Origin of the sequence: Streptomyces violaceusniger Tu 4113, from assembly GCF_000147815.2 — a bacterium.
GTDB classification, from domain to species: domain Bacteria; phylum Actinomycetota; class Actinomycetes; order Streptomycetales; family Streptomycetaceae; genus Streptomyces; species Streptomyces violaceusniger_A.
On record NC_015957.1, the window covers coordinates 7,381,587 to 7,408,334 of the forward strand.

Genomic DNA, 26,748 nt, shown 5'->3' on the forward strand with positions numbered 1-26,748 from the left:
GCACTGGGACTTAGATTTTACCCGGGTTACTACCGATACCTTCTGTCCGGTTCGAATACGTCCCTGAAGCTGGCTTTTGCCTCGCTCGATCGAGCGATATGCCCGGTTGGGGACCTCGTGCATGAGTGGTCCCATGACCTCTTCGCAGCAGCGCGAGCCGTACCCGAGCGATCTCTCCGATGCCCGCTGGGCGTTGATGGAACCGGCCTTGACGGCCTGGCGGGCCGAGCGGCAGAAGACCTCCCTCAACCTCGGTGGAAAGGTTACTGACCTGCGAGAAGTCATGAACGCGATCCTCTTCCTCAACCGGACCGGCGTCCCCTGGCGCTACCTGCCCCACGACTTTCCGCCGCACACCACCGTGTTCGGCTACTTCAGCGCCTGGACCGCCGACGGCACCATCGAGAAACTCGGCCTCCGCCTGCACTGGATGGTCCGTGAGCAGGAAGGGCGTACCGCCGAGCCCACCGCCTGCGTCATCGACGCCCAGAGCGTCAAGACCGCTATCAGCGTGCCCACCGACACCCAGGGCACCGACGCCGGCAAGAAGATCGTCGGACGCAAACGCAGCATCGTCGTCGACACCCTTGGCCTGTTACTGCTGGTCATGGTGACCGCGGCCAGCGTCTCGGACAACGAGGCCGGTATCCAGCTCCTCACCCGCGTCGCCGCCGACCACCCCGCCATCAGCAAGGCATGGGTCGACACCGGCTACAAGAAGAAGGCGATCGAGCACGGCGCCACCCTAGGTGTCGATGTCGACGTCGTCCCACGAAACGAGCAGGTCAAAGGCTTCTCCGTGATCCCGCGGCGCTGGGTAGTAGAGCGAAGTTTCGGATGGATCATGATGCACCGCCGCCTCGCCCGCGACTACGAGACCAAACCGGCGCACTCCGAGAGCATGATCCGCCTCGCGATGATCTCCAACCTCGCGAAACGAGCGACGGGCGAAACGGTCATAACATGGCACAAACCATGAACGATCGCTTCTTCAAGCAGGACGTCCTCTGAGGCCACCGCGAGCACCGGGTGGGAGATCCAGATATCGCCACTGGACGATCCCACCGCGGCCTGGACCTGCGCGCCCCTGACGACGGCCCGAACGTCATCTCCTCACCTGGCGCCATAGTCAGGCGTGAGCCGGTACTCGGCGGGCTGCTCAACGAGTCCCCCACCACGTCGCTCCGAATGCGTCATCCCCCACAGCCCCTTCGAGGCTTCGCAGGCAGCGATGGGCAGAACGAGCAAAAGTGCGATCAACGCGTATTTTCACGTAGGTGTCTGGCTGCTTCCGATGGCCGGGATCTAGTGTCTCGCTTCGATATCACGGCAGAACACGGACGACGGGCCTCTTGGCCCGCCCGACGTCTCGTGCCGTGCGTGTTCATCATCCGGGAGATCAATGTGAGACCTGCACTCCGCGCGGCGGCCGCGCTCGCCCTCACCTCCGCACTGCTGGTGACCGGCACCGTCACCAGCATGGCCGGTTCCGACAACAGCGCCGATCACCTGACGACTTGGGCCGTCGCCCCACAGAAATCGGTCACCCCGCAGACCGATGAGCAGGATGCGTACAACCAGGCACACGGCCGCCCGCTGCCCACCCCCGAACTTCTCCAGCCCACACTCGACTCCGAGTTGCGTCCCTATCACGCCAAACCAAAGAACTCACTCCATGGCAACTACCAATGCGGCGCCTCGGACGTGCTGGCCGACCTCTCCAAGAAGTGGATCAAGGAGTTCGAGAAGCAGTATCCCAAGGTCCACATCTCGGTTGACCCTCCCTACGCCGGCAGCCTCGGCGCGCTGGAGCTGATCAAAGGCAACCTCGACTGCGTCTTCGTCTCGCGTGAGCTGAAGCCCACCGACATCCAGGGTTTCCACGACGCTTTCGGTTACGACCCGCTGAGTGTGCCCATCTCAGGCGGCAGCTACCGCCACTACGGCTTCCTGGACTCCGTGAGCCTCATCGTCAACAAGGACAATCCCCTCGACAAGCTCTCCTTCGAACAACTCGACGCGGCACTGTCCACCACCCGCAACCGCGGCGGCAAGGCCGCCACCACTTGGGGCGACCTCGGCGCGACGGGGAAGTGGGCTGACAAGCCGATCCACATCGTGGGTCTCCAGCCGTGGAACGGCTTCGAGGAGTTCGTACGCCAGCGGGTGCTCAACGCCGACGACAAACGGGGCGAATGGCGCCCTGGCACCGCCGACGGCTCCACTCCGGCCGACCCGGCGGTGCACTGGGAGAAGACCGTCTTCAACATCGCCAAGGACGTCAAGGACGACCCCTACGCGATCGGCTACACCGGGATGGCCTATGTCGACCAAGCCGTGAAGATCCTTTCGCTCAGCGAGCGTACCGGCGGCCCGGCATACGCACCCACCTACGAGAACGTCGCCGCAGCCGCCTATCCGCTCAGCCGCGTCACCTACTTCAATGTCAACAAGCGGCCTGGGAAGCAACTCGACCCAGTCATGGAGGAGCTGATGCGCTTCATCCTCAGCAAGCAGGGCCAGCAGGTAGTCGGCAAACAGCAGGTGTTCCTGCCATTCCGGTCCGGCCAGGCGGCCGACAGCCTGAAGCTGCTTGACACCGCCCCCTGATCCACCAGTTGCGGCGGGGGCGGATGCCTGCCCCCGCCGCCCCTGGGCGAGCTGGTCCGGCCGGGGCGTGGGGCGGCCTTCGAAGTCCGCACGCCGACCGGGGCGCGCCTGTACGTCTTCGCCGTCATCGAGCACACCACCAGGGGCGCATCCGCATCCTCGGCGCCGCCGCACACCCCACCGCGGACTGGATCGTGCAACTCGGACGCAACCTCCTCATGGACCTCGAGGACACGGGCAGCAGGGCACAGTTCCTGATCCGCGACCGCGAATCCAAGTTCACCGCCGCCTTCGACACCCTGATGACCGATGCCGGTCTCAAGGTCGTCACCACCGGCATTCGGATGCCGCGGATGAACTCCCTCACGGAGCGCTGGATACAGAGCTGCCGCAGGGAACTGTTGGACCGGACCTTGATCTGGAGCCAGAACCTGAAGGGTGTCAATATTCCAATCAGGCTGCTGAGCTGGGTGTTTCCTGCGGATGGTAAGGCAGCCGAGGTGGCATGGTGTGGTACTCGTTGAGTAGTCCGCCAAGTATCTGGCGGCGTCTGACCGTGGCAGTGGGCAGAAGGATGACGTTCGGGTCGTCGTCGGGTGCTCGTAGGTCGAGGCTGCGGTGGGCCCGTCCCGCGTTGTAGTGCTCGGCGTATTGGTTGAGGACAGTACGCAGGTGTCGTTCGCCGGTAATGAGGAGTCGGTCGGTGCATTCGGTGCGGGCTGTGCGTATCCAACGTTCGGCGAACGCGTTGAACCGGGGGCTTTGCGGCGGTGTCGGGATGACGGCTGTGCCGTTGCCGGCAAAGACGGCGTCGAACGCGGCGGTGAACTTGCTGTCCCGGTCGCGGATGAGGAACCGGAAGCACCCGGCTCTGTCCTCAAGATCCATGAGCAGGTTGCGGGCGAGTTGCGTGACCCACGCGCCGGTCGGGTGAGCGGTGACGCCCAGGACGTGAACACGCCGGGTGGCAATCTCCATGACGAAGAAGACATAAAGACGCTTGAGGAAGACGGTGTCCACGTGCATGAAATCGCAAGCGAGCAGCGTGTGAGCCTGAGAGCGCAGGAAGGAACGCCAGGTCCGCTGGCTTGCTCGCTGCGGTGCCGGTGGTAGACCAGAACGGCGCAGAACGCGCCGGATCGTAGCGGCGGCCACCCGATGACCAAGCCGTCGCAGCTCACCTTGGATCCTGACGTACCCCCAGGTCGGATTCTCTCGCGCCAGGCGCTGGATGAGCGCCGCAGTCTCTTCCGCCAGCGGTGGCCGACCGGGTCCTACCGCCGCCTGACGCCACTTCCAGCGCACCAAACGCCGGTGCCAGGTCAGCAGCGTGCCCGGGGTGACCAGCCGATAGCGGCGCAAGGCGGATGGCAGGTGCCGCACGAGAGCGGAGAGCACGGCACGATCAGCCCATGTGAGCTGCGGTCGGTCGACCTGCCGACGCAACACCGCGACCTCGTGGCGGAGAGCGAGAATCTCGGCGTTGCTCACGGCGGTCGATCGGCCCAGCAAAAGGAAGCAACCCAGCAGTCGGCAGAAGATCAGGTAGAGCAGTCGCAAACCCACGATCAGTGATCATGCCCATACTTGGGCGATCGCAAAGCCCCAGGTCATCCGCCGTACGGCAATAGAGACACCCTTCAGGCCGCCCACGCAGGCCGCCGTCAAGAACCTCGTACTGCGCCTCGCCCACGAGAACAGCCGATGGGGCCACCGCCGGATTCAAGGTGAACTGACCCAGCTCGGACACCCGATCGCCGCCTCCACCCTCTGGCAGATCCTCCACACCGCAGGAATCGACCCCGCACCCCGCCACACTGGCCCAACCTGGCACGAGTTCCCCTCTACGCAGACCACCGGCCTCATCGCCCGCGACTACCTCCACATCGACACCATCAACCCGCACCGCCTGTACGCCCTGGTCTTTCCCGAGCACCGCACCCGGCGCCTGCACATCGCCGGCGTCACCGCACACCCAACCGCTGCCCGGGCCACCCAGCAGGCCCGCAACCTCGCCACCGACCTGGGCACACGCATGGACTCGCCGCGCTTCCTCATCCGGGACCGCGACAGCAAATACACCGACGCCATTGACGCCTCGTTCCAGACCGAGGACATCAAGATCATCAAAACACCGGTCCACGCACCGAAGGCCAACGCCCACCGCGAACGCGTGGTCGGCACCCTTCGCCGAGAAGTCCTGGACCACATACTCATCCTCGGCGAAGCTCACGCGCGCCAGGTCCTGACCACATACCAGAGGCACTACAACGCGCACCGCCCCCACCGGGCCCGATGCCAACTACCTCCCCAAGCTCACGGACAACCACCTCCGGTCCTGGAGCCGGCCAGCCACAGAGTCCTGCGCACCCGCATCCTCGGCGGCGTGATCAACGAGTACAGATATGCCGCTTGACCAGGAGCGACGATTATTCGAGCCCCACACGGTACCTCCGACATCGTCGACGCCACCGTCGTGACCATGGCAGCCAGCCTCGGCGCCATCATCTGGACCTCATACCCTGACGACATCCGCACCCTCATCGACGCCCCGGACATCAAGCCTGCCCCTGTCATCCGTACCGTCTAGCCGGTCTGCTCGACCGGTGGCGTGCGGAAGGCGGCTGCCTCGTCGTGGGCTTGCTGTTCGCGGAAGGAGCGGTCGAGGTGGTGCTGCAACCGGACGTGGCGGAACTGGTAGACCGCGCCGGTCTGGCGCAGCACACCGCGGCCGTAGGCGTCGTCCAGGAACGCGGCAGTGTTCCAGGGGAGCCTGCCGGTCAGCGGCAGCCAGACGCGGCACAGGACCAACCACCGCCCCCAAGCGGTGAACGACAGTGCGTAGGCCAGCGCGCCGCCCACTCCGCTGACGACGCCGTAGGTCAGCGCGCTGCCCGCCCCCCACACCATCGGGCCGAAGAGGGGCTGGAGCAGGTCGACGACGAGCTGTCCGCCTGCGCCGATGGTGAGGGCGAGCGCGGGCGCGAGGACGAGGATCTGGCGGCCCACGGTCATGCGGTTCGAGGCCAGCAGGCGGGACGGGGTGGCGGCGGAGGCGATGTCCAGGGGCGTCTCCAGGGTGGCCAGCATCCCGAAGACGAGTCCGGCGCCGGGCCCGAAGATCAGGCCGAAGGCCAGCATGTCGATGAGGGTGTCCTTCAGCACCGCGGCGTCCGCCATCGGCTGTCCGTAGTACAGCCAGTGGTCGAGGGTGAGGGTGCAGGCGCATCCGGGGCCCACGAGGAAACCGCCCAGCAGGCTGGTCCCGAACCGGGCGGCGAAGGTGCGCCCCGTCCCGCGGCCGGGGCGTCTCGCGGTGCCGGGAAGTCGCAGTCGCGCCCGGGCCGGCTCGAGGGGTTCGCGGCCGAAGGCGGTGACGATGCAGAACACGCACCCGAACGCGAGCCCCGTGATCGGCCCCGTCAACCCTGCCAGGAGCAGCGTCTCCCCGAGCGCCTGTGGCAGGAGGACCAGGCAGACGAGCAGTTCGGGGACGAAGACGCACAGCGCGGAGGCCGCCACGACGGTCAGGATGCGGGTGGCGAGCGGCAGCGAGGCACCGATCTGCCACCAGGCGAGGTCCTGCTGTTCGCGGCCGAGCCGGGCCAGGTGGTGGGCGAGGTAGCCGAGCCAGCGTTCGGCGTGCTCCGGGGCCGGACCCTGTCCGGGGCTGCGGCGGCCAGGGGCGCGCTCGGCGACGGGGCGCCGGTAGACGGACGGGACGAATCCGGCGAGGAGGTGCTCCTCCAGGGCACTCACGTCGGGGAAGCGCTCGGTGTCCAGCAGCTCCGCGGGGTTCCTGCGGGACGCCTCGCTGTACATGGTCCGGGCCAGACTCACCATGAGGGGCGTCCGCAGGACCGCGGCCAGCGGCACCTGCGCCGGGTCGCGGTGGGCGTCCCGGTAGGCGAGGAGTTCCGCCAGGACGCCGTCCCAGACCGATCCGTCCGCTGTGCGGCCATCACCGACGGGCTCCTCGCCCGGGCCGGTGCGGCGGGCGGCCGGGCGTGCTGTCAGGGGCAGGTAGGCGGCCAGGTCGTCGAGCGTGAGTTCGGCGAGTCTGATGCCTGCGGCCCAGACCAGCGGGGCGCCCACGTCCTGGACGGCCTCGGTGAACTCGGCCTGGCGGCTGGTCAGGATGAGCGGCATCGAGGTGGTGTTGAGCGTTTCGAGGGCGACCCGCCGCAAGCCCTCCGCGATCTCATCGAAGCCGTCCAGGACCGGGAGGATGAGGTCTGCGTCGATCAGCGCGACGGCCAGGTTCGACCCGCCGGGCGCGCTTGCGGTGAGGTGGGGGTGGTCACGTACCAGGCGGTCGACCAGCCAGTCCCGCAGCGCGACGGCTGTCGGGTCCCATGATCCGACGCTGAAGACGACCGGCACCCGGTCCGCGGGGGTCCGGGCCGCCAGGTGGTCCAGGACGAACCTGCCCGTGAGGACGGACTTGCCTGAACCGGCCCTGCCGAGGATCACCAGCCGCCCGGAGGGGATCCTCCGGTACACCTCGGCCACGCTCCCCTCCCGGCTGGTCAGGTCCATGGGGCGCGGTGGGGCTCCCGGCGGGAGGCGCTGGACGGTCTCCGGACGGTCGGTGAGGGTCGGGGGCGCGGGGTGCCAGCGCACCGGCAGGGGGAACGGGTCGTGGATGCGGCGCTGCTCCACCTCTTGCCGCCAGCGCCGCCTGACCTCGTTCGCGAGTGCGTCAGCGGCGGCGATGATCTTCTCCCGCACCTGTGGGCGGACGCCGGGGGACTCGACATGCACGGAGGTCCCGGCGTGCACGGGAGTCTTGGGGTCCGTGGAGGTTTCGGAGTCCACGGGGGTCCCGGCGGCGTCGCCGCCGCCCGCTTTGGCGAGCCCGGCGGTCAGCCGCTGGCGGTCCCCAGGGCCGACGTCCAGGGCGTCCGCCAGCAGGTTCAGCGTGCTGAGCCGGTGGTCGCGGGACTTCCCGGTCTCCAGACGGCGGATGGTGCTGACGCTCACCCCGGACCGTGCGGACAGCTCCTCCTGCGTCAGCCCGGCGCGGACCCGCAGCGGACGGAGCAACGTGCCGGATTTGTCCATGACGTGCCAGTCTCCTCCCCCGCCAAGCGCACTGTTCGACAAGCCTAGCGGCGACCGGTCACATATGACCGCCCCATGAGCTGTGCTCTGAACAGCATCGATGGCATCGTCACCAACTGGGATCACCGTCCCGGGGACTGCCCGGCACGGAAGACGGCGGCCAAGTAGGCGGCCCTCAGCCGGAACTCGTGGCGGAGCATCCGATGGGAACCCGCAGCGGGAAACCACGGTGGGAATCCCGGCCGGCCCAACCCGGGGGCGGCGGAGAGTACTTGCGGGCCGTGGGCGCCATCGTCCTGTAGCCGGTGGTCTCCGAGGCTGGCCGGCGTCGAGAAGGGAAAAGGAAATTGAGTATGTTCCAGGCCACCGGATCTCCCTCTCCGGGTGGGAAGGAGGGGCAGTCCGACGGCAGCCACAGGCGGCCCCTGGCGGCGCGTCGGTGGTCGGTGGTTTCCGGCGCCGCGGCGTTGGGCTGCGTGCTGCTGACAAGTGTCCCCCTGAACACTGCGCAGGCCGACGACGAAACGCCGTCGAGCATCCTCCAGGCCGGTGCCGAGCAAGGCGTCTCCGACGGTTACCCGGGTGTGATCGGTCTGATCCGCAGCGGTGACTCCACGGAGTACGTACACGCAGGCGTCGGGAACGTCAGCACCAAGACGGACGCCGACCCGAAGGCGAAGTTCCGGATCGGCAGCAACACCAAGGCGTTCACGGCCACCGTGCTTCTCCAGTTGGAGGGTGAGGGGAAACTGTCGCTGGACGACTCGGTTGCCAAGTGGCTGCCGGACGCGGTCAACGCGAACGGTTACGACGGTTCGAAGATCACCATCCGCGAGCTGCTCAACCACACGTCGAGCCTGCCGGACTACGCGGCGGACGCGCAGCTCAGCAGCGCCTACTACAACAACACCGAGCCCGATAAGGCGTGGGCGCCGCAGCAGCTGGTGAACATCGCCCTCCGTCAGCACGCTCCGCAGTCCGCACCGGGTGAGAAGTTCGGCTACGCGAACACCAACTACATCCTGGCCGGCATGGTGATCAAGGCGGTCACCGGCAACGAACCCGGTGACGAGATCCAGAAGCGCATCATCGAGCCGCTCGGCCTGAACGACACGAAATTCGCCACCGATTCCTCCATATCGGGGAACTACCTGCACGGTTACTCGTACTCGATCCTTTCCGGCATGCGCGACGTCACCGCGTCCAACATGCAGATCTTCAGCACCGCCGGGGCCATCGTCTCCACCCTGGACGACATGGCCACGTTCCAGCGGGCACTCATGACCGGGAAGCTCTTCGCCCCGGAGCAGCTCAAGGAACTCAAGACCACGGTGCCCGAGAGCAGTGACGGCAGTACGGACATCACCGCAGGGCTGGGCATCGGCCGCGTCAAACTGTCCTGCGGCAAAGTCGCCTGGGGGCATACCGGTGCTGTGCTCGGCTACTACAGCGAGTGGCTGATCAGCGAGGACGGCAACACCGAGGTCATCCACGCGAACACCGAGGACCACATGCAGAGCGGCACGCGGGGACAGACCGACACCCATAAGGCCATGGAGAAGGCATTCTGCGCTGCGTAGGCGATTTCTGAGGAACGAACGGGCGGACGGACGGCCGTACCGACGAGGGCACGGCCGTTTGTCAGCCGGTGGTCTCCGAGGCTGGCCGGCGTCGAGAAGGGAAAAGGAAATTGAGTATGTTCCAGGCCACCGGATCTCCCTCTCCGGGTGGGAAGGAGGGGCAGTCCGACGGCAGCCACAGGCGGCCCCTGGCGGCGCGTCGGTGGTCGGTGGTTTCCGGCGCCGCGGCGTTGGGCTGCGTGCTGCTGACAAGTGTCCCCCTGAACACTGCGCAGGCCGACGACGAAACGCCGTCGAGCATCCTCCAGGCCGGTGCCGAGCAAGGCGTCTCCGACGGTTACCCGGGTGTGATCGGTCTGATCCGCAGCGGTGACTCCACGGAGTACGTACACGCAGGCGTCGGGAACGTCAGCACCAAGACGGACGCCGACCCGAAGGCGAAGTTCCGGATCGGCAGCAACACCAAGGCGTTCACGGCCACCGTGCTTCTCCAGTTGGAGGGTGAGGGGAAACTGTCGCTGGACGACTCGATTGCCAAGTGGCTGCCGGACGCGGTCAACGCGAACGGTTACGACGGTTCGAAGATCACCATCCGCGAGCTACTCAACCACACGTCGAGCCTGCCCGATTACTTCACCGACCTCGGGGTCGAAAGCGACTACTTCCTCAACACCGAGCCCGACAAGGCGTGGGCGCCGCAGCAGCTGGTGAACATCGCCCTCCGTCAGCACGCTCCGCAGTCCGCACCGGGTGAGAAGTTCGGCTACGCGAACACCAACTACATCCTGGCCGGCATGGTGATCAAGGCGGTCACCGGCAACGAACCCGGTGACGAGATCCAGAAGCGCATCATCGAGCCGCTCGGCCTGAACGACACGAGTTTCCCCACCGATTCCGCCATGTCGGGGAACTACCTGCACGGTTACGTGCACCCGCTCACCATCGTCACGCGTGACGTCACCATCTCCAACGTGCAGATCGGCGGCACCGCCGGGGCCATCGTCTCCACCCTGGACGACATGGCCACGTTCCAGCGGGCACTCATGACCGGGAAGCTCCTCGCCCCGGAGCAGCTCAAGGAACTCAAGACCACGGTACCGACGGGGCGTGCGGATGAGACCTGGGGGCTGGGCATCGCCCACATGAAGACGCCCTGCGGCACGTGGGCCTGGGGGCACAACGGTGCCGTGCTCGGTTACTTCAGCGAGTGGCTGATCAGCGACGACGGCAGCACACAGGTCGTCCACGCGAACAACGAATACCATATGCTGTCCCCCACCAAGGGACAGACCGACAGTTATCAGGCCATGGGCAACGCCTTCTGCGCCGCGTAGTCGTAGACGTTTTCCGGACGGATGGCCGTGCCCGGCGAGGGCAAAGCCATCCGTCAGAACCTATCGATGGCACTGTCGCCGACTGTGGTCCTGCCGGAAAGTCGCCTGGCGCTGAGGAGCGTGGTGCCGAAGCGGAGAGCAACCAGCAGAGCCGGGGAGGCAGCGTCGGTGCATACGGGCTGTGGCCCTTGTGGGCTTTGGCCACCGTCGGATCAGCCGACCGGACGGCGGAGCGTGAACCGGCGCCAGCCGACGCACGAGATGCGTCACCGCAGGCGACACATGGAGTGGAAACACACGACTAGAAGAGCAATGCCTGATGTGTCAGCGGTCGCCGACGGAAAGCGACGTGAGGTCGGTGACGGCCTGGTGGTCGTCGGGGGTGAGCCGGGCATGGCGTTACGGGGTAGTCCGGTCTTCCGGGCCGCCGATGGGCCGTCTGTGCGCTGCTTCGTCGGCGATCGCCCAGGAGGGCGGCGGTTCCGGGCTTCGGGCGCTTCTTCCATACCGTCTCATCCGTGCGACACCTTGCCGACGATCCCGTCCGATTCGTCGGGATCCCCATCGGCACCGTGAACGACTGCTTGGTCAGCATTTCTGGCACCGGGCAACGCCGCCACTACGTCACCGTCTGCCTGCCGTGCACTCGGCCCCGTCACGGGCCCGCGTGCACGGGATCCACCGCCGAGCGCGGTCCCATCCAGCCGACATGCCATCAGCTTCACCCGGCACGGATCCAGCACGGCAAACCCAGCGGAGCCGGACCGAGAACGGCCTCATCAGCCTGGCGACCCGCAGGCGCCCACAGGTGACTCCGTAAGGAAGCAGGGGTCGACCCGGCACCCGAGCGGGCCTGCAGCAGGTGGACCGGCTTCTTGCGTTCCCAGGCTGACGCCCTGCCGGCCTGCGACTTTCTGGAACAGTCACCTCGTCCGGGGCGCGACTGTACGTGTTGGCGGTGAACGAGCACGCCAGCCGACGCACCCGGATCCTGGGCGCGACCGCGCACCCGACCTCCTCATGCGTAGCGCAGGCCGCCAAGGACCTGGCCATGGACCTCGAGGACGCGGGCTGCCGGGCGCGGTTCCTGATCCAGGAGGGAAGTTCCCCGCCTCCCTCGATGCCGCCCTTACCAATGCGGGGATTGACATTGTCCTCAGCGGTGTTCGGATGCCGACAATGAACTCGGTCATGGAGCGGTGGGTGCAGACCTGTCGGCGCGAACTGCTGGATCGGACACTGATCTGGAACCAGAGCCATCTCCTACACGCCCGGCGCAAGTACGAATCCTTCTGCAACGAGCACTGCCCGCACAGAGCCCTGGAACAAGCCGCCCCATGCCGCCTGCTACCCACACCCACCACCCAACAAGCCCAGCTCACCCACCTGGAAGTCCGCAGACGAGACCGACTCGACGGAACGCTCCACCAGTACCAGCACGCCGCCTGAACTGCACGGATGATTAATCGGCACCCGCAGGTTCGCCGGCACTGCCATCACCGCGACCACGGCCCGTCGCCTGCTGGCGAACGAGGACGCCATGATCTACGACAACCCCCAGGCCCTCTTGCTCTGCCACTACAGGCGCGAGCAGGCACTCTGTCACCGCGACGGGATCAAGGACACTGCGGGTGCCGATAAATCATCCACGCAGGTCGGGAGCCTGACCGCGGATCTCCGGTTCTCCTCGACGTTCAGCCCGGGGTCTGCACCTGCGCAGGGCCCTGGCGGCATCATGATCTGTCGTGCTCCTGCGCCTGGCCTACCTCGCCGCGACCAACGCCCTGGCGTTCCTACGCCTCCTGCCGATGAGCGACAAACAGAAGGACGTTGAGATCCTCGTACTCCGGCACCAACTGCTGGTCCTGCAACGCCGGGTCGGCAAGCCGACCTTCACCGACACAGACCGCGCCATCCTCGCCGGCCTGCTCCACCACCTCCCCAAAAACACACTGCGACACCTTCTGCTCCTGGTACGCCCCGAGACGGTCCTGCGCTGGCATCGCGACCTTCTCAGGCGGCGCCATGCCGCGACCCGCGCACACAGACGACGTGGACGCCCACGCACCATCCGCTCGATCCGCGCCCTGGTCCTGCGCCTGGCCAGAGAGAATGCCTCGTGGGGATATCGCCGGATCCACGGCGAACTCACCGCGCTGGGGATCAAGGTCGCCGCCTCCACCGTCGGGGAGATCCTCCGCGAGCACGGCATCCCACCCGCACCCGAACGGCAGAACACCACCTGGGCCCACTTCCTCCGCAGCCAGGCCAAAGCTCTACTCGCTTGCGATCTTTTCGAAGTCCGCACGCTGACCGGGGCGCGCCTGTACGTCTTCGCCGTCATCGAGCACACCACCCGTCGCATCAGGATCCTCGGCGCCACCCCGCACCCCACCGCGGAGTGGATCGTGCAGCTCGGACGCAACCTCCTCATGGACCTCGAGGACGCAGGCAGCAAGGCGAAGTTCCTCATCCGCGACCGCGACGCAAAGTTCACAGCCGCCTTCGACGCCTTGATGACCGATGCGGCCTGAAGGTCGTCACCACCGGCATTCGGATGCCGAGGATGAACTCGCTCATGGAGCGCTGGATACAGACCTGCCGCAGGGAGCTGCTGGACCGGACCTTGATCTGGAACCAGAGCCACCTTCTCCGCGCCCTGCGCGAGTACGAATCCTTCTACAACGAGCACCGCCCGCACAGGGCCCTGGAGCAGGCGGCCCCATGCCGCCCGCTACCCACGCCCATCACCCAACAAGCCCAACTCGCCCACCTGGAAGTCCACAGACGAGACCGACTCGGCGGAACCCTCCACGAATACCAGCACGCGGCGTGAACTGCACGAATGATTTATCGGCACCCGCAGTCTGTGACTCGTCGGTCCACCACCAGGGCCAACAGCGTATCGGCCCGGTCGTCCTCGGCCATACGGTCGCGGAACTCGCTGAGGAAGGAGGGCTGGGGAATTGCGTATGGGTTAATCATTGCTTAGCAAGCATGCACTTGAAGTGAAGAGGTGGGCTCTCTAGCCTTTTCGCATGGACCTCATCATCCTCGCGGCCTCCGGCAGGACCGGACTCGCAATCACCCGGCAGGCGCTGGTACGCGGTCACACCGTCACCGCTATCGCGCGCAATCCCGAGCGCATTCCCCTTCCCAGCTCTGCCACTCTGCATAAAGTGGTCGGCAACGTAAACGATCCCGCGAGTATCGCGGCCGTCGTCAACACGGATTCCGTTGTTCTTTCCGCCTTTGGCGCCGACCAGGCCGGAGTTCTCCTCGCCGGCGCCAAGGCGGTTGTCGCCGCTGGACCACGGCGCGTCATCTGGCTCGGTGCGTACGGCACAGGCAAATCCGCTGAGGTGGCGGGAGAGGCGGCGAGCGTTATCCCGAAGCTGCTGGGCGCCCGGCTCCCGGACAAGATCGCGGCCGACAACACCGTGCTCGCGGCCGGGGGCACGGTCTTCCATGCCGGGGTACTCGCCGACGGACCGGAAAGCCCGGAACGTCGCACGGTTGGTCTGGAGGCCGCGCCTCCGTTCGACCTCGCGGCCACGGTCACCCGTGAGACCGTGGCCGCGGCCATGCTCGCCGAGGCGGAGGAGCCCCGCTTCCCCGGCACGGTTGCCCTGCCGCTGGCCAACTAGCTGGTGACAATCTCCGCGAGAGCGGCCCGCACCTGATCACGAAGCCAGGCGTGGGCGATGTCGGAGTCATAGCGCTGGTGCCAGTTGCAGTGGATTACTGCCGGCGGGAACTCGACTGGTAGCGGCCGGGTGATCAGCCCGAACGCTTCGACGAGTGGGCGGCTGAGCATCTCCGTGGTAGTGACCAGCACGTCACCGTGGCTGGCAACGCGCAGGGCCATGGGGACGGTCGCCACAGCCGCGACCACGCGGCGGCGCAATCCTTCGGTGGCCAGCATGTCGTCGATCGGTGCGGTGAGACGCCCACGCCGGGAGACAAGCACATGCGGCCATGACGCGTACGAGTGCAGATCAAGGCGGTCGGCACACGGGTGACCAGGACGCATCGCCACGACGAGGGGGTCATGGCCGAGGGTTTCGGACCGGAACTCGGGCAGGCTCGGTCGGCCTCCGCCGAGTTCCAGGTCGATGCGGCCATGCCGCAGGTCGTCGGTGTCGGCGGAGGTCTCGGCCAGCATCCGTAGCTTCACACCGGGGGCCTGCTCCTGGATCCTGTCGACCAATACGGGCACCAGCGACGCGGCGAGCGCGTCATGGCACTGGAGCGTGAAAGTGCGGTCCAGTTCGTCAAGATCCAGTTCGCGGCTCGGGGAGAGTACCTCGTGAGCCTGTCTGACTAGCCGGCGGACGTCCTCCCGAACCGCCATCGCATATGGCGTGGGGGTCATGGTGTGACCCGTGCGCACCAGGATGTCGTCGCCGGTCAGCCTGCGGAGCCGACCGAGCGTGCGGCTGACCGCAGGTGACGACACGTTCAGCCGCTCAGCCGCGCCCATCACGCTGCCCTCTTCCAGCAGGGCATCAAGCGAGGTCAGCAAATTCAAATCCACTTGCACGTAAGTAAACCTTTACCGCAGACAGTTACATCACAATTAATCAGGGAGACGTCATGATAGCGCCTGGTCACGAACTGCTTGCGGCCGCAACAGCCGCCGTCCGCCGCGCCGGCGCCCGGATCATGAAGCGCTATTCCACCGCAACACGCCAGTCCGGGCTCGCCGAGCTTCTCGCGGACGTCCGCGACAACGACGCGGCCGTCATCGACACACTGCGGCCGGCATTGGCTGAGATTCTGCCGAGCGCAGGCTGGCTCAACGACGAACACGGATCGGGCCCGCTGGCCACAGGCGAGTGGTGGCTCATCGACCCGGTCGGCGGCAACATCAACACGGTACACGGCCTGACCGACTGGAACATCGGCGTAAGCCTCGTCCGCGATGGGCGCCCGGTGCTGGCAGTGGTCTACTTTCCGCTGCTCGACGAGACGTTCACGGCCACGGCGGGAGACGGGGCGTTCCTCAACGGTGTACCGCTCCAGGTTTCGGCCAAGAAATCGCTGGACGGCGCCTTGGTCGGCACCGGCCAGGCCAAGCCCGGCCAGGACGCCGAAATAGCGGAGCGGATGGGCTCTTCCTTCACCGCGATGATGAAGGCGGCCATCTACGTACGGATCTCCGTCCCGGTGACCCACCAGCTCGCCCAAGTCGCCGCAGGCCGAATGGACCTGCACTGGCAGTTCGCCAACGTGCGCTCCCATGTGGCCGGTGTGTTGCTGGTCCAGGAGGCCGGCGGCATCGTCACTGACCTCGATGGCAAGCCGTGGCAGCTGACCAGCGAGAGCTACATCGCCGCCGCACCGGGCGTACACGCCGCTGCGCTTGAGATTCTCACCGCCTATTAAGGGGTTAGACAGCCGACGTGCGAACTCGAGGGCCCTCGTATGCAGCTCGAGCCCCTTCTGGTGCTCGGAGGAGTCAGCGAGGAGTGTGCCCAACGCGTTCAGTACTTCTGCTTCGCCGAGCCGATTTCCCAGAGAACGGTACAGCTCTCTCGCCTGCTCTAACAGATCGACCGCCACTTCATACTCTTCGAGCGAATAGTATGCCCGCCCTATTTGATCAGAAACTCATGGGGTTCACTCGTCGATGATGTAGCGGACGTGCGGGGCTTTGAAGTAGCCGGTGATGACATGGGGCTGGCGTTGTCGGCGGTGGAAGAACCTGCGGGTTTCGCTGGCGAGTTCGGTCTGGTTCCTGGCCCGGTGGCTGTGGGGAAGGCTGCGCTTGAGGTCGGCGTTGACCAGCTCGTCCGGGTTCAGCTCGGGTGAGTACGAGGGCAGGAAGTGCAGCTCGATCTTCTCCTCGTGGTCGGCGAGCCAGGCCCGGACGGCCTTCGAACGGTGGGCCGAGTGCCGGTCGACGATCAGGTGGACCTTCCGGCCGAAGTGCCCGACGAGCCTGGCGAGGAAGCGGCACATGACCGTCGCGTCGAACGACTCGGTGAAGACCATGAAGTGCATCCGGCCCTTGGTGCTGATCGCGGACATCGCGTTCACGGAGAACCGGTTCCCGGTTCGGCGGACCACCGGAGTCTGCCCCTTGACGCCCCAGGTGCGGCCGGTGACCTGGTCCGAGCGGATCCCGACCTGGTCAGCGAACAGGATCTCGCCCCTCTCGGCCTTCGCCCGGGCCCGGATCGCCGGCCAGGTCTCCTCCTGCCAGGTCCGGACCCCTTCCGCATCCTGCTCGATGGCTCGCTTGTCCGGTCGCTGGAAGGTCAGCCCCCAGCGCTTGAGGTACTTGCCCACCCCGGGCTCGGTGAAGCGGACCCCGTACAGTTTGAAGATCAGTCGGCCTATCTGGCCCCGCGTCCACAGCTGACCGGAAAGCCCCAGGCCGGAGGGAGTGTGATCGAGGACAGCCTGCCGCACGGCGGCCTGCTCGGCCTCGGACAGGACCTGATGCTCACCCGCACAACGGCCTCGAGGACGCGACAGCAGCGCGTCCCGTCCGCCGGCCCGCCACCTCGCCCACCAGTTGTCCACCGCCCTGACCGACACCTTGAACAAGGCGGCAACCTCTACCCGGTCCCGGCCCTCCACCAGCGCGGATACCGCCAGCAACCGCACGGCCTCTTGCGCGTCCGGCGACCAGGTCCGCGCGTCCCCCACCAGATCACTCACACACCGTCAACGAGCCCGAACCCAAAGCGTTTCGGATCAATAGAGGAAGCACGGGCTCTCGAAGGCGCCGCACGCTGCGCAGCTCGCGCTGGCGTACCGTTGGCAGATATCGTCAACTTGCAGAAAGCAAAGGAAATATACGAGCGCATCGGTATTGCTGAAGCATCGTCTGCACTTAGCCGCTCCTTTGGCACTTCGTAGATGTCCTGTGCCGTTCCAGGGCTTCGGCGTAGTTTGCTGTCGTCCGTTTTGATCATGTGAGGCCGAGAAGGGCAAGGGGCCGGGTTTGGTCTCGGACTGCCCGTCGGAGGCCGGAGGCAATGTTGCGGGCGCCGGTCAGGCGGAGAGCTCCGATCGCGAGGTTTCTGCAGGTGGCCATCGCTCTGGGGGTGTTTCCGGTCCGCAGCTGGGAGGCGTCCTCGGCGAAGGTGACGTCCCTGACGTGGTGCAGGGCTTCGACGGTCCAGTGCCCTCGGATCAGTCGGGCGAGCTGAGCCGGGCCGGCCTGTTCGGCGGTGAGGCTGGTGACCGCGTAGACGGTCTTGAGGCTGATCTTCCCGGTCTTGCGGTGGACGCGGCGGCGGACGATCTGGACGGCCTGGCGGGCGCCGGGGAAGAGCGTGTTGTTGACCGTGCACACCTTCAGCCGGCGGATCTCCTGGCGGCCGTGACCGGTCGCACGGGTCCTGTCCTGCAGTGGGATCTGCGTCCAGGGAAGGGACTTGAGCTGCCGACGGAGCTTCTTCGTGTTGCGCTTGGCGATCACGATGTAGTGGGCCTGCCGGTCGAGCAGGTAGACGGCGTGGTCATGCTGGGTGTGCATCGCGTCGCTGGTGACGACTGTGCCGGCCAGATCCTCGAGGGTGTCGAGCAGAGGCCGGAAGCGGGTGATCTCGTTGGTCTTCTCACCAACGTCCATCTGGGCCAGGACCAGTGCGTTCACGTGGTCGCAGGCGACCAGGAGGTGGATCTCCCGTCCCTTCGCGCGGGCCGCACCCCGCAGCGACTTCCCGTCGACCGCGAGCCCTCGCAGCCCTTGTCCCCTGGTCTGCCGGTCCGCGAGCCCGGCTCCGACCGCCCGGTCCAGGGCGTCCGCGTCGATTCTGGCGAGCAGTCGCCGGATCGTGGATTCCGCGGGCCAGGACCATTTCGGGACCAGCGGGTCGACGGCCGTGCCGAGCCGTTCGAGCAGGGCCGGCGGTGCGTCGGCTACCCATTCACTCACCGCGAGCAGGGGTCGCGCTCCGGCGAGGACCGCGCAGGCCGTCAGTGCCAGGAGCGTCACGAGAGGGTGCCGTACTCCCCGCGGATCCCGCGGGTCCGGGACCTGTGCGAGGCGTTCCAGCAGATCCGGAAGATCGCTCCCGGACACTTCCGGATGCGGTCTGAGCTGTTCAAAGGCAGGGGAGGTCAGAGATGATGCGTCGGCAGGCACGGGCAGTAAAAGGTCACAGAGCGTAGAGAACTCCATGATCGCGGACGTCCGTGCCTGCTGTGTACCGAACCCCTGCCCAACATGACGAGACGTCAGCAACCGGGCGTCAGCCGACTACGCCGAAGTCCTGACCGAAGAGGGCGCGGTAGTAAGCGACTTCCGGTTCGCGCTCCATCCAGATGTTGCCGGTGGGGGTCTCCGTTGTTGCGCTGTCGGACCATCCGGATGGTTTCCGCTGCGCTCTTCGAGATGCACGACGAATGGATCGCCTTACCTCGCCGCCACCTCCCCGAAGGTGATATGGGTGACATTTGTCGTAAACTCTCTTTTAGTTCCTCCGTGCTACCCAGCGCACCGAAATGCAACCGCCAGTTGATCCCCAACAGCATGACGAGGGACACTACCTGGCGGATGCGTGTTCCCGACCGAGTGGCACTCGCTTCGGCATCCTCCCGCGCAGGTCATCGGAGGCCATTTACCCAAAGATTACTGGGCAGTTGACCTCAGGGTTTCGTGGTAGCGTCCTTGTTCGGAGGGACAGTGCAACCTGAAAGGGAAATCGTGAACACGGAGAAGATCACCGCTCGCCGCCTCTCGCTGGAAGAGGTGACAAAGCTCGGCGTGAAGGACAGGCTCTTCATTTCCGCCGACACGGCAGAACTCAAGCTTCCCGACTGCTATGTCCCTGCTTTTCTGACCAAGTCCGGTGAGGATTTCGAGGGCGGCTCGATCACGGCGAGAACCGTATTCCAGGAAGAGGTCTCCTGCCTTCCCGACGACGAGAATGAAGCCGGAATCTACTTGGCTGACGAGAACGGCTCGGTGACCATCGAGGTCCTCCAGTCCGCCGGTGTCGTGCTGAACCTGGCACTTTTCGTCCCTGGTGGGGACAAGGGAGCCCTCACGGCCCTTTACGCTGCGGCCCGGCAGGCCTTCGGCGCCGACACCGTACAGATCTGGCGCCAGGGCCTCAAGGAGGTTCCCGACGTGAAGGTCGACATCTTCGAGGAGCAGATTCCCCGGGGGCGCAAGGGGACCGACAGCCCCAAACGTGACCGTCGCGCGTTCGACACCTACCCCACCCGTGCAGACTTCATCGAGTTCTCCGCGGGGTGGAAGCCGGTCATTGAGATTCACAGGCCGATTGTTGACGACACCCCGACCATCTGAGGCGGCGTTACCTCTCGTTCTCGGCCTGAGAGAACGCCGAGAACGCATGCGCCGGACCCGGTCGACCCCTGAGCGGCCCAGGGAGCCGTCGGAAAATAACTCACGAACGACGAAGCGCCGTTCCACTCGATGACCTCGCGAGACAGACCGCCTGACCAAAATCAAAGCCTGAAGTTATTCTGCGACAGCCCTCCGGGCTTCGCCGTAGTCGAGTGACGTCCACTTCGTGCTCAGGCGAGGCCGATGAACATGAGGGGTCAGGGCTTCGGCGTAGTGCCGTGACGTCTGGTTCGTGATCATCCGAGGCCGAGTAGCGCGAGGGGGCGCCGAGGGGCGCGGGCATTGTGGCGGAGGCCGACCGCGATGTTCTTCACTCCGGCCGTGCGGAGGGCTCCGATGGCGAGGTTGCGCCAGGTGGCCATCGCGCGCGGCGCGTTGCCGGTCCGCAGCTGGGAGGCGTCCTCGGCGAAGGTGGTGTCGCGGATGTGGTGCAGGGCCTCGATCTGCCAGTGGTCGCGGACGAGTGGGGTGATCTGGGCTGGGGTGGCCTGCTCGGCGGTCAGGCTGGTGACGGCGTAGACCGTCTTGACCGTGGTCTTGCCGGTCTTGACGGTCGGTGCGCCGGCGCTTGATCTGGACGGCCTGGCAGGCTCCGGGGAAGAGGAGGCTGTTGACGGTGGCAACCTTGATCCGGCGGATCTCCGAGCGGCCGTGGCCGATGCCCCGGGTGCGTCCCTGAAGCGGGATGTCTTTCCAAGGAAGGGAGTTGAGCTGGCGGCGCAACTTCTTGATCGTCATCCAGCCCTCCGCCGAGGGCCGCAAAGCCGGTGGACGCCCTGTCTGGCTCGGCCTGGTGAACGACCCGGACGCGTCGCGGGACATCACCGCCTGGGTCGAAGCCCGCGGCCCCGGCCTCACGCAGGCGCCCGACATCCTCGACCTCTACACCTTCAGCCCCTCCCGCCGTATCCGGCAGGCACTCGACAACTGAACCGAACCGCTCACGAGGGTGCCGCCCATCTCTGATGGACGGCACCCTCTCGTATCACGGCCGTGCCCCTCAGAGGCGGTCGAAACGGTCCTGTCCAGCACAGAAAGACCCGCCGTCAAAACTCCTGACAGCAACACCGGTTTCCCGTTCCGTTCCCCGGGCCCCGGCCCCAGACAGGACAAAAGCCCGCCCCTTCGATCTGAAGACTACTGGCGGGTTACTTGTCACCTGGTTCGCCCGCTCGTTAAAGGCACCCCGAAGGGGCTGAGGGCCACAGGTCCGGTGATGCAGGTCGGGTGCCCAAGGGGCGCCGCAGCCGTCGCCGGAGTCGGGGAACGGGCGGACGAGTCAACCACGGTCACGCGATGGCTCTCACCGGTCCACGCCTCCCATCACCGGGTCGATGCCGGCCACGGCGACGATGACGTCCGCGACCTGCCCGCCCTCGCACATCGCGGCCATCGTCTGCAGGTTGGTGAAGCTCGGGTCGCGGAAGTGCACCCGGTAGGGGCGCGTGCCGCCGTCGGAGACTACGTGCACGCCCAGCTCGCCCCTGGGGGACTCGACCGCCGTGTAGGTCTGCCCCGGCGGGACGCGGAAGCCCTCCGTCACCAGCTTGAAGTGGTAGATCAGCGCCTCCATGGACTCGCCCATGATCTTGCGAATGTGGTCCAGCGAGTTGCCGAGCCCGTCCGCGCCGAGCGACAGCTGGGCCGGCCACGCGATCTTCTTGTCCGCGACCATTACCTCGCCGCCGCCGCCCGTGAGCTGTTCCAGGCACTGCTCGACGATCCGCAGCGACTGCTCCATCTCGTGCAGCCGGATCAGGAACCGCCCGTAGGAGTCGCAGGTGTCGGCGGTCTCGACCTCGAAGTCGTAGCCCTCGTAGCCACAGTACGGCTGCGACTTGCGCAGGTCGTGCGGCAGGCCGGTGGCCCGCAGGATCGGGCCGGTCGCGCCCAGCGCCATGCAGCCCGCCAGGTTCAGATAGCCGACGTCCATCAGCCGGGCCTTGAAGGCCGGGTTGTTGGTGGCGAGCTTGTCGTACTCGGGCAGCCGCGAGCGCAGCAGCCTCACGCCCTCGCGGATATCGTCCAGCGCGCCGGGCGGCAGGTCCTGCGCCAGCCCGCCGGGCCGCACGTAGCCGTGGTTCATGCGCAGGCCGGTGACCAGCTCGAAGATGTCGAGGATGACCTCGCGGTCACGGAAGCCGTAGACCATCAGCGTGGTGGAGCCGATCTCCATCCCGCCTGCGGCCACGGCGACCAGATGGGAGGAGATCCGGTTGAGCTCCATCATCATCACGCGGATGACGCTCGCCCGCTCCGGGATGTGGTCGGTGATGCCCAGCAGCTTCTCCACCGCCAGGCAGTAGGCCGTCTCGTTGAACAGCGGCATCAGGTAGTCCATGCGGGTCACGAACGTCGTGCCCTGGACCCAGTTGCGGAACTCCATGTTCTTCTCGATGCCGGTGTGCAGGTAGCCGATGCCGCAGCGGGCCTCCTTCACCGTCTCGCCGTCGATCTCCAGGATCAGCCGCAGCACACCGTGCGTGGACGGGTGCTGCGGACCCATGTTGACGATGATCCGCTCGTCGTCCGCCTTCTCCGCCGCGGAGAAGATCTCGTCCCAGTCGCCGCCGGTGATCGTGTAGGTGTGACCCTCGGTGGTGTCGCGGGCGCCTGCCGGTTCATGCTCGGGGCTGCTCATCGGCTGTAGAACCTCCGGTGTGGTCGCCGATCGCGTCCGCGTGTGCGAGCTGCGCGCGACCAGACACATCATCCAGAATTGCGCATCTTCGGCAGGAATGCCCACCCGTCCTGGACCTGGCCCACAACGCCGCCCCCGGCACCCTGTACGCGATCTTCCAGCTCCTCACCGCGCTGCTGCTGCTCTCGGCCGCGTCCTCCTCCTTCCAGGCCGGGCCCGGCCTGCTGAAAGCACTGGCCCGTCACCACGGCCATGGCGGCACCGATGCCGGAATCCTGCCCGCCGTGTGGGGACGTACCAACTGCACCACGCCCCGTACTGGGGCGTGCTGCTCTTCCTGGCCGTCTCCGCGGTCGTGATCATCGCGGCCGGCGGTGACGACCAGCGGCTGGTCCTGTTCTACGCCGTTTCGGTGTTCATGGCCTTCCTGGCCGGACTGATCGCCATGTCCCGCTTCTCGCTGCGCGAACGCCGCTTCGGACACGCGGCGGTCAACCTCGTGGGCGCGGTCGCCGTCGCCTTCGTGCTGGTGGTCAACCTCTCCCGGGGCGAGCCGATCGCCTCCCTGGGTCGCCGCGGTCGCGATCGCCGCGGTCCTGCACCGGATGTGGGTCAAGGCCGGACGCCCGCGCGGCATCCGCGACGTCACGGCCGAGGCCGAAGCCGGCCGCTGAGCCCGCCCGGTCGCGTCAGGTCAGGGGATTCGGAGCGAATACCGAGCCGCACATGACGGGGTGCAGCATCGGGCCTTGGCGCCACTCCTCCGCCTGTCCCACACGCACGGCGCGTTCACGATCGAAGCAATCCACTGACACTTCCTGGCAGTACCACTGACGTTCTCGTGGCAGACGACACGATGGCGTTGGCGATGGCCGGGCTGCGCCGGTAGTGGCACACCAGGCATTCACCGGTGCCGACCCGCATGCCCAGCTCGTCGCCGCCGTCGGAGCTGAACGCCTCGTAGCCACACCGGGCACTCCTGAAGCTCCAGCGCGCTCGGATCGTCGGGGGTCGGGCCGGTGTGGAGGTCGACCGCGGCCGCCGCCCGACGGCCGGCCTCCTCCTCGGTCTTCGACGGTGGGCACCTGCCCCAGCTGCGCATGTGGGCGGGTGAGCACTGGCAACTCGCGTACTGGACCACCGACGATGACGACCAGGCCACCCCACCGCGCTGCCCGCCCCCGGTCACGGCCGCGCAGCGCGGCCACGCCCAGGCCCGTCGACGGCGTACGGCCCGCCAGTCCGCACCACCCGCCACCCCACCAGCTGCGCCGCGACCGCCAGTGCCGATACCGAGCGACCAGCCGCCCGCCGAGAGGAACGCAGCACAACCCACCTCACCCGAGCCGCACCCGTCTACAGAGCTGCGGCCACCAGCGCAGGATGCCCCGGCGGCTGGCATGAACGAGCCGGCCACAACGGATGCCCCCGCCGCCGCGCCCGACGCGGGCCCGGCCCCCGCCGGTCAGCCAGCGGCAGGCGTTCCGCCCAGGCCCGAGCAGCCGCCGGCCGTTCCCGCAGACGCCGCCCCGGAGCAGCCCTGGCAGGGGCCACCGCTGCCGCCCTTCCCGCCGCCCGGCCCGGGTGAAGACGGGCGGCGGGGCGCGCTGCGGCGGTGGCTGAAGCGCGCACGTCGAAGGGCGTGAGCACCGGTGGGCCCAAGCTGCCGGAAGCGGCTGATCCAAGGCACAGCGCCTGAGACAATGGTGGGCATGGCGAATGAGGCGGCGACGTACGACGAGCGGCTGCGGGACCTGGAGGCGGAGGCGTTCCGCACTGGGCGGACACTTGCGGAGCACAGCGAGCAGCTGGCGACGATCGGTGAGCAGCAGCGTACGGCGTTCGGGAACATCGATTCCCTCGCCAACGCCGTCGGAGCGCCGGGAGACCGGTCGATCACTCAGCGTCTGGACGGGATCGAGCGTGCCGTTGGCACGATGGGAGACGCCATCGGCTCGATGGAACGTCTTCTGGTCGCCCTCGCTCGTGCGCAGGGCATCGACCCTGACAGCGTCTCCTGACCTGGGAGCTTGAGGGCAGGGCCCCGACGCCGGCTGACGTTTAGAACCTGAGGCTACGGCCCCGTACCTGCTGGTGATCAGCAGGTACGGGGCCGCAGCCGTTTGAGCGCTCCAGTGGACTCGCAACGCGCGGATCCGTGTGCAGCGGCGCGGTCGGCCCATGTGGGGTCATACGATCAACTGCTATGAGCATCACGCGCAGACAGCTCGGCCACGGTCCGCAGCCGCAACCTCCTGCCGGCACCCAGCTCGAGACGGGCAGTGTCCGTCGGGTGAGCGCCACCGAGGCTGACATCGATGCGGCGCCGCTGTACCGGCCGGGCGGGCTGGAGCACCTCGCTCACCTTCGCGAGAGTGGTGTGCTTCGCTCGCCGGATCGGCCCTCCTGACCGTAGTACGTGACGAGGCACAGGCGGCCGGGGGGCTCCGGCGGCTCCCCTTGCCCGTCGGGCTGCGCCCGTCCCTCTACTCGCAGTAGAGTCGAGGGTATGGCAGACGAAACGAGTATCAAGGTGAGCTCGGCCGCGCGTGACCGGCTTGCCGTTCTGGCGGCCGAGGGCAACACGACGATCCGGCAGCTTGTCGAGGAGCTCGCCGAGGGCCGGCCGACCCAGGCCGAGTACGCGGAGCGTGCCGCGCAGGCCCGCGCCGAACTCGCCTCCGTCCTGGGCAACGTGCCCAGCGAGGAGGCCGAGGCGAAGGCCCGCGGTCTCCTGGAGCGCCTCGCCGCCGGCCAGGGCTCGGCGGCCGCATAGTGGGGCCGATCGCGGTCGTCCTGGACCACACGACCGCCGCCGCTCTCCACGACCCCAAAGATCCGTACAACGAGGCCGTCGCCGCGTTCTACGTCCAGGCGTCCGGGGGCCTGGGTACCCTGTACGCCCCGGTGCTCTCCCTGACGGTCGGCGACAGCGGGCAGTCAGGTCTCCTGGCCTATATCAAGGGGCTGCGGTTCATCACGATCGAGCCCTTCGACACGGAAGCCGCGCTCACCGCCGCTGGGTTGCTGCCTGCCGGGTACCCCTGGGCAGCCGTCCACGCCATCCACGCCGCCCGCCCCTGCGCCGACTTCCCTGCCGGGCGCTTCCTGCTCACCCTTACGCCCGACCTGTACGAAGGGGCTGGCGTCCAGGCCGTTCACCCCGACCAGTAGCAGGCCGCTCCGGGCCCGGGCCGCGGAGCGGCAAGCGCCTTACCTGCCCGCGTTCGGTTACGACGCGGGCCTCTTCCTCGAGGTCTTCTTCGCGGCCGTCTTCTTCCCGCTCCCGCTCTCCTTCTTCGCGGTGGTCTTCTTCGCGGTGCTCTTCTTCGGCGCCCGCTGCCTGCTGATCTCGTGCACCTCGGCTTCGTCGCCGGTGTCCTCGCCGCGGCTCTTCCTGGCGGCCCGCACACTGTCCTGCAACGCGGACATCAGGTCTACGACCTTGCCCTTTGGCTCGGCCGGCGCCTCCGCGTGAGGCAGCTCGACTCCCTCAGTCTTTGCTCTGATGATCGCTTCCATGGCTTCGCGGTACTGGTCGCGGTACTGGCTGATGTCGGTGGGGCCGATGGCGTCCATGAGGGCCATGGCCTCATCCACTTCGGAGTCGGAGATGTCGACGCCGCTGGGTGCGATGCCTTGGGCGGATCGGATTTCGTCGTCCCAGTGCATGACCTGTAGGGCGATCGCATCCTCGACGACGCGCAGTGCGCCGAGGCGTTCGCGGCCACGGAAGGCGAATTTGGCGATGGCCACCTTGTCGCTGCGCTTGAGGGCTTCGCGTAGGAGAACGTACGGCTTGGCGGCGACGGCGCCGTCTCCCTCGAGGTAGTACGGCTTGTCGTAGCGGATGGCATCAAGCCGATCCTCGGGAACGAATGCCTGCACGTCGATAGCCCGAGCCGTGGGCAGCGGCAGGTTGTCCAGGTCCTCATCGGTGATGGGCACGAGCAGGTCTTTCGACGCTTCGTAGGCTCGGCCGATCTCGTGCTGTTCGAGGACTTGCCCGTCCAGCTCGCACACCTTCCGGTTACGGATGAGGCCGTGATCGGGCAAGTGGATCTGCCGGAATCGGATCGAGTGATCCTCGGTCGCTGAGTACATTTTCACTGAAATCGTCACCAATCCAAAGGTGACAGCTCCACTCCAAACGGGACGCATGGGACACCTCCTACGCCCCCCTGG

General features: G+C 66.9%; 20 protein-coding genes and 6 pseudogenes. 17 read left to right on the forward strand and 9 right to left on the reverse strand.

Going from position 1 to position 26,748, the window contains the following annotated elements; all coding sequences use genetic code 11:
- The first annotated feature begins 133 nt into the window (after nt 1-133).
- The 3 genes and pseudogenes from STRVI_RS30235 to STRVI_RS48950 all read left to right on the forward strand — a co-directional run.
- Nucleotides 134-979, forward strand: a complete 846-nt coding sequence (locus STRVI_RS30235; RefSeq protein WP_014059392.1) for an IS5 family transposase — start codon at nt 134-136, stop codon at nt 977-979.
- Between the two features lie 425 nt (nt 980-1,404).
- Nucleotides 1,405-2,610: a PstS family phosphate ABC transporter substrate-binding protein gene (locus STRVI_RS30240; protein WP_208949186.1), complete on the forward strand. Its 1,206-nt coding sequence runs from the start codon at nt 1,405-1,407 to the stop codon at nt 2,608-2,610.
- Nucleotides 2,611-2,688: 78 nt separating this feature from the next.
- A pseudogene (locus STRVI_RS48950) lies at nt 2,689-3,041 on the forward strand (integrase); the annotation flags it as partial.
- 22 nt (nt 3,042-3,063) lie between these two features.
- Here the strand turns inward: STRVI_RS48950 and STRVI_RS30250 are convergent.
- A complete protein-coding gene (locus STRVI_RS30250) occupies nt 3,064-4,176 on the reverse strand; it encodes an integrase core domain-containing protein (protein ID WP_014059395.1) in 1,113 nt (370 codons plus the stop codon).
- Nucleotides 4,177-4,246: 70 nt separating this feature from the next.
- On the opposite strand from STRVI_RS30250, the pseudogene STRVI_RS48955 reads away from it, so the two are divergent.
- Nucleotides 4,247-5,026 (forward strand): annotated as a pseudogene (locus tag STRVI_RS48955) (integrase core domain-containing protein); the annotation flags it as partial.
- 170 nt (nt 5,027-5,196) lie between these two features.
- On the opposite strand, the gene STRVI_RS30265 reads toward STRVI_RS48955, so the two are convergent.
- Nucleotides 5,197-7,674, reverse strand: a complete 2,478-nt coding sequence (locus tag STRVI_RS30265) for a helix-turn-helix domain-containing protein (protein ID WP_014059396.1) — start codon at nt 7,672-7,674, stop codon at nt 5,197-5,199.
- A gap of 476 nt (nt 7,675-8,150) precedes the next feature.
- Between STRVI_RS30265 and STRVI_RS30270 the strand changes: the two genes are divergently transcribed.
- The 5 genes and pseudogenes from STRVI_RS30270 to STRVI_RS30290 all read left to right on the forward strand — a co-directional run bounded on the left by STRVI_RS30270 (nt 8,151) and on the right by STRVI_RS30290 (nt 14,235).
- On the forward strand, nt 8,151-9,254 hold the full coding sequence (locus STRVI_RS30270) for a serine hydrolase domain-containing protein (RefSeq protein WP_251982770.1): 1,104 nt from the start codon (nt 8,151-8,153) through the stop codon (nt 9,252-9,254).
- A 239-nt stretch (nt 9,255-9,493) separates the two neighbouring features.
- Nucleotides 9,494-10,588, forward strand: coding sequence for a serine hydrolase domain-containing protein (locus tag STRVI_RS30275; protein WP_251982771.1), 1,095 nt, complete (start codon nt 9,494-9,496; stop codon nt 10,586-10,588).
- A gap of 818 nt (nt 10,589-11,406) precedes the next feature.
- Nucleotides 11,407-12,037: pseudogene (locus tag STRVI_RS54990) on the forward strand (integrase core domain-containing protein); the annotation flags it as partial.
- A gap of 296 nt (nt 12,038-12,333) precedes the next feature.
- A pseudogene (locus STRVI_RS30285) lies at nt 12,334-13,424 on the forward strand (integrase core domain-containing protein).
- 202 nt (nt 13,425-13,626) lie between these two features.
- On the forward strand, nt 13,627-14,235 hold the full coding sequence (locus STRVI_RS30290) for an NAD(P)-dependent oxidoreductase (RefSeq protein WP_014059399.1): 609 nt from the start codon (nt 13,627-13,629) through the stop codon (nt 14,233-14,235).
- Here STRVI_RS30290 and STRVI_RS30295 read toward each other — a convergent pair.
- Entirely contained in the window at nt 14,232-15,131 is a 900-nt protein-coding gene (locus STRVI_RS30295) for a LysR family transcriptional regulator (RefSeq protein ID WP_014059400.1), read from the reverse strand. The genes STRVI_RS30290 and STRVI_RS30295 overlap by 4 nt on opposite strands.
- 53 nt (nt 15,132-15,184) lie before the next feature.
- Between STRVI_RS30295 and STRVI_RS30300 the strand changes: the two genes are divergently transcribed.
- Nucleotides 15,185-15,976: an inositol monophosphatase family protein gene (locus tag STRVI_RS30300; RefSeq protein ID WP_014059401.1), complete on the forward strand. Its 792-nt coding sequence runs from the start codon at nt 15,185-15,187 to the stop codon at nt 15,974-15,976.
- 27 nt (nt 15,977-16,003) lie between these two features.
- Here STRVI_RS30300 and STRVI_RS56150 read toward each other — a convergent pair.
- The 3 genes and pseudogenes from STRVI_RS56150 to STRVI_RS30310 form a co-directional block, all read right to left on the reverse strand.
- Nucleotides 16,004-16,189: pseudogene (locus tag STRVI_RS56150) on the reverse strand (tetratricopeptide repeat protein); the annotation flags it as partial.
- A gap of 21 nt (nt 16,190-16,210) precedes the next feature.
- On the reverse strand, nt 16,211-17,257 hold the full coding sequence (locus STRVI_RS30305) for an IS630 family transposase (RefSeq protein WP_167543197.1): 1,047 nt from the start codon (nt 17,255-17,257) through the stop codon (nt 16,211-16,213).
- Nucleotides 17,258-17,510: 253 nt separating this feature from the next.
- A complete protein-coding gene (locus tag STRVI_RS30310) occupies nt 17,511-18,728 on the reverse strand; it encodes an ISAs1 family transposase (protein WP_014059403.1) in 1,218 nt (405 codons plus the stop codon).
- 525 nt (nt 18,729-19,253) lie between these two features.
- Between STRVI_RS30310 and STRVI_RS30315 the strand changes: the two genes are divergently transcribed.
- The gene (locus tag STRVI_RS30315; protein WP_043236773.1) at nt 19,254-19,862 is read left to right on the forward strand and encodes a hypothetical protein; all 609 of its coding nucleotides are present in this window, start codon (nt 19,254-19,256) and stop codon (nt 19,860-19,862) included.
- A 296-nt stretch (nt 19,863-20,158) separates the two neighbouring features.
- On the opposite strand, the gene STRVI_RS51120 is transcribed toward STRVI_RS30315, so the two are convergent.
- Nucleotides 20,159-20,545: a transposase gene (locus tag STRVI_RS51120; RefSeq protein WP_251982772.1), complete on the reverse strand. Its 387-nt coding sequence runs from the start codon at nt 20,543-20,545 to the stop codon at nt 20,159-20,161.
- A gap of 104 nt (nt 20,546-20,649) precedes the next feature.
- Here STRVI_RS51120 and STRVI_RS30325 point away from each other — a divergent pair.
- Nucleotides 20,650-20,853 (forward strand): annotated as a pseudogene (locus STRVI_RS30325) ((2Fe-2S) ferredoxin domain-containing protein); the annotation flags it as partial.
- Nucleotides 20,854-21,225: 372 nt separating this feature from the next.
- On the opposite strand, the gene STRVI_RS30330 reads toward STRVI_RS30325, so the two are convergent.
- Complete coding sequence (locus STRVI_RS30330; RefSeq protein WP_014059405.1) at nt 21,226-22,563, reverse strand: NADH-quinone oxidoreductase subunit D; 1,338 nt, start codon at nt 22,561-22,563, stop codon at nt 21,226-21,228.
- Between the two features lie 286 nt (nt 22,564-22,849).
- Here STRVI_RS30330 and STRVI_RS30335 point away from each other — a divergent pair, with 286 nt between their 5' ends.
- The 5 genes from STRVI_RS30335 (at nt 22,850) to STRVI_RS30350 (ending at nt 25,737) form a co-directional block, all read left to right on the forward strand.
- A complete protein-coding gene (locus tag STRVI_RS30335) occupies nt 22,850-23,293 on the forward strand; it encodes a hypothetical protein (RefSeq protein WP_050993794.1) in 444 nt (147 codons plus the stop codon).
- A gap of 982 nt (nt 23,294-24,275) precedes the next feature.
- Nucleotides 24,276-24,584 carry a hypothetical protein gene (locus tag STRVI_RS30340; RefSeq protein WP_014043494.1) on the forward strand — a complete coding sequence of 103 codons (309 nt, stop codon included), beginning with the start codon at nt 24,276-24,278 and terminating at the stop codon, nt 24,582-24,584.
- 185 nt (nt 24,585-24,769) lie between these two features.
- Nucleotides 24,770-24,973 (forward strand): hypothetical protein, encoded by a 204-nt coding sequence (locus STRVI_RS52200; RefSeq protein WP_150112933.1) that lies wholly within the window; start codon nt 24,770-24,772, stop codon nt 24,971-24,973.
- Nucleotides 24,974-25,072: 99 nt separating this feature from the next.
- Nucleotides 25,073-25,339: a hypothetical protein gene (locus STRVI_RS30345; RefSeq protein WP_014059406.1), complete on the forward strand. Its 267-nt coding sequence runs from the start codon at nt 25,073-25,075 to the stop codon at nt 25,337-25,339.
- Nucleotides 25,339-25,737 carry a hypothetical protein gene (locus tag STRVI_RS30350; RefSeq protein WP_014059407.1) on the forward strand — a complete coding sequence of 133 codons (399 nt, stop codon included), beginning with the start codon at nt 25,339-25,341 and terminating at the stop codon, nt 25,735-25,737. The genes STRVI_RS30345 and STRVI_RS30350 overlap by 1 nt, the downstream gene beginning before the upstream one ends.
- A gap of 57 nt (nt 25,738-25,794) precedes the next feature.
- Here STRVI_RS30350 and STRVI_RS30355 read toward each other — a convergent pair whose 3' ends face one another.
- A complete protein-coding gene (locus STRVI_RS30355) occupies nt 25,795-26,724 on the reverse strand; it encodes a Ku protein (RefSeq protein WP_014059408.1) in 930 nt (309 codons plus the stop codon).
- Nucleotides 26,725-26,748 lie beyond the last annotated feature (24 nt).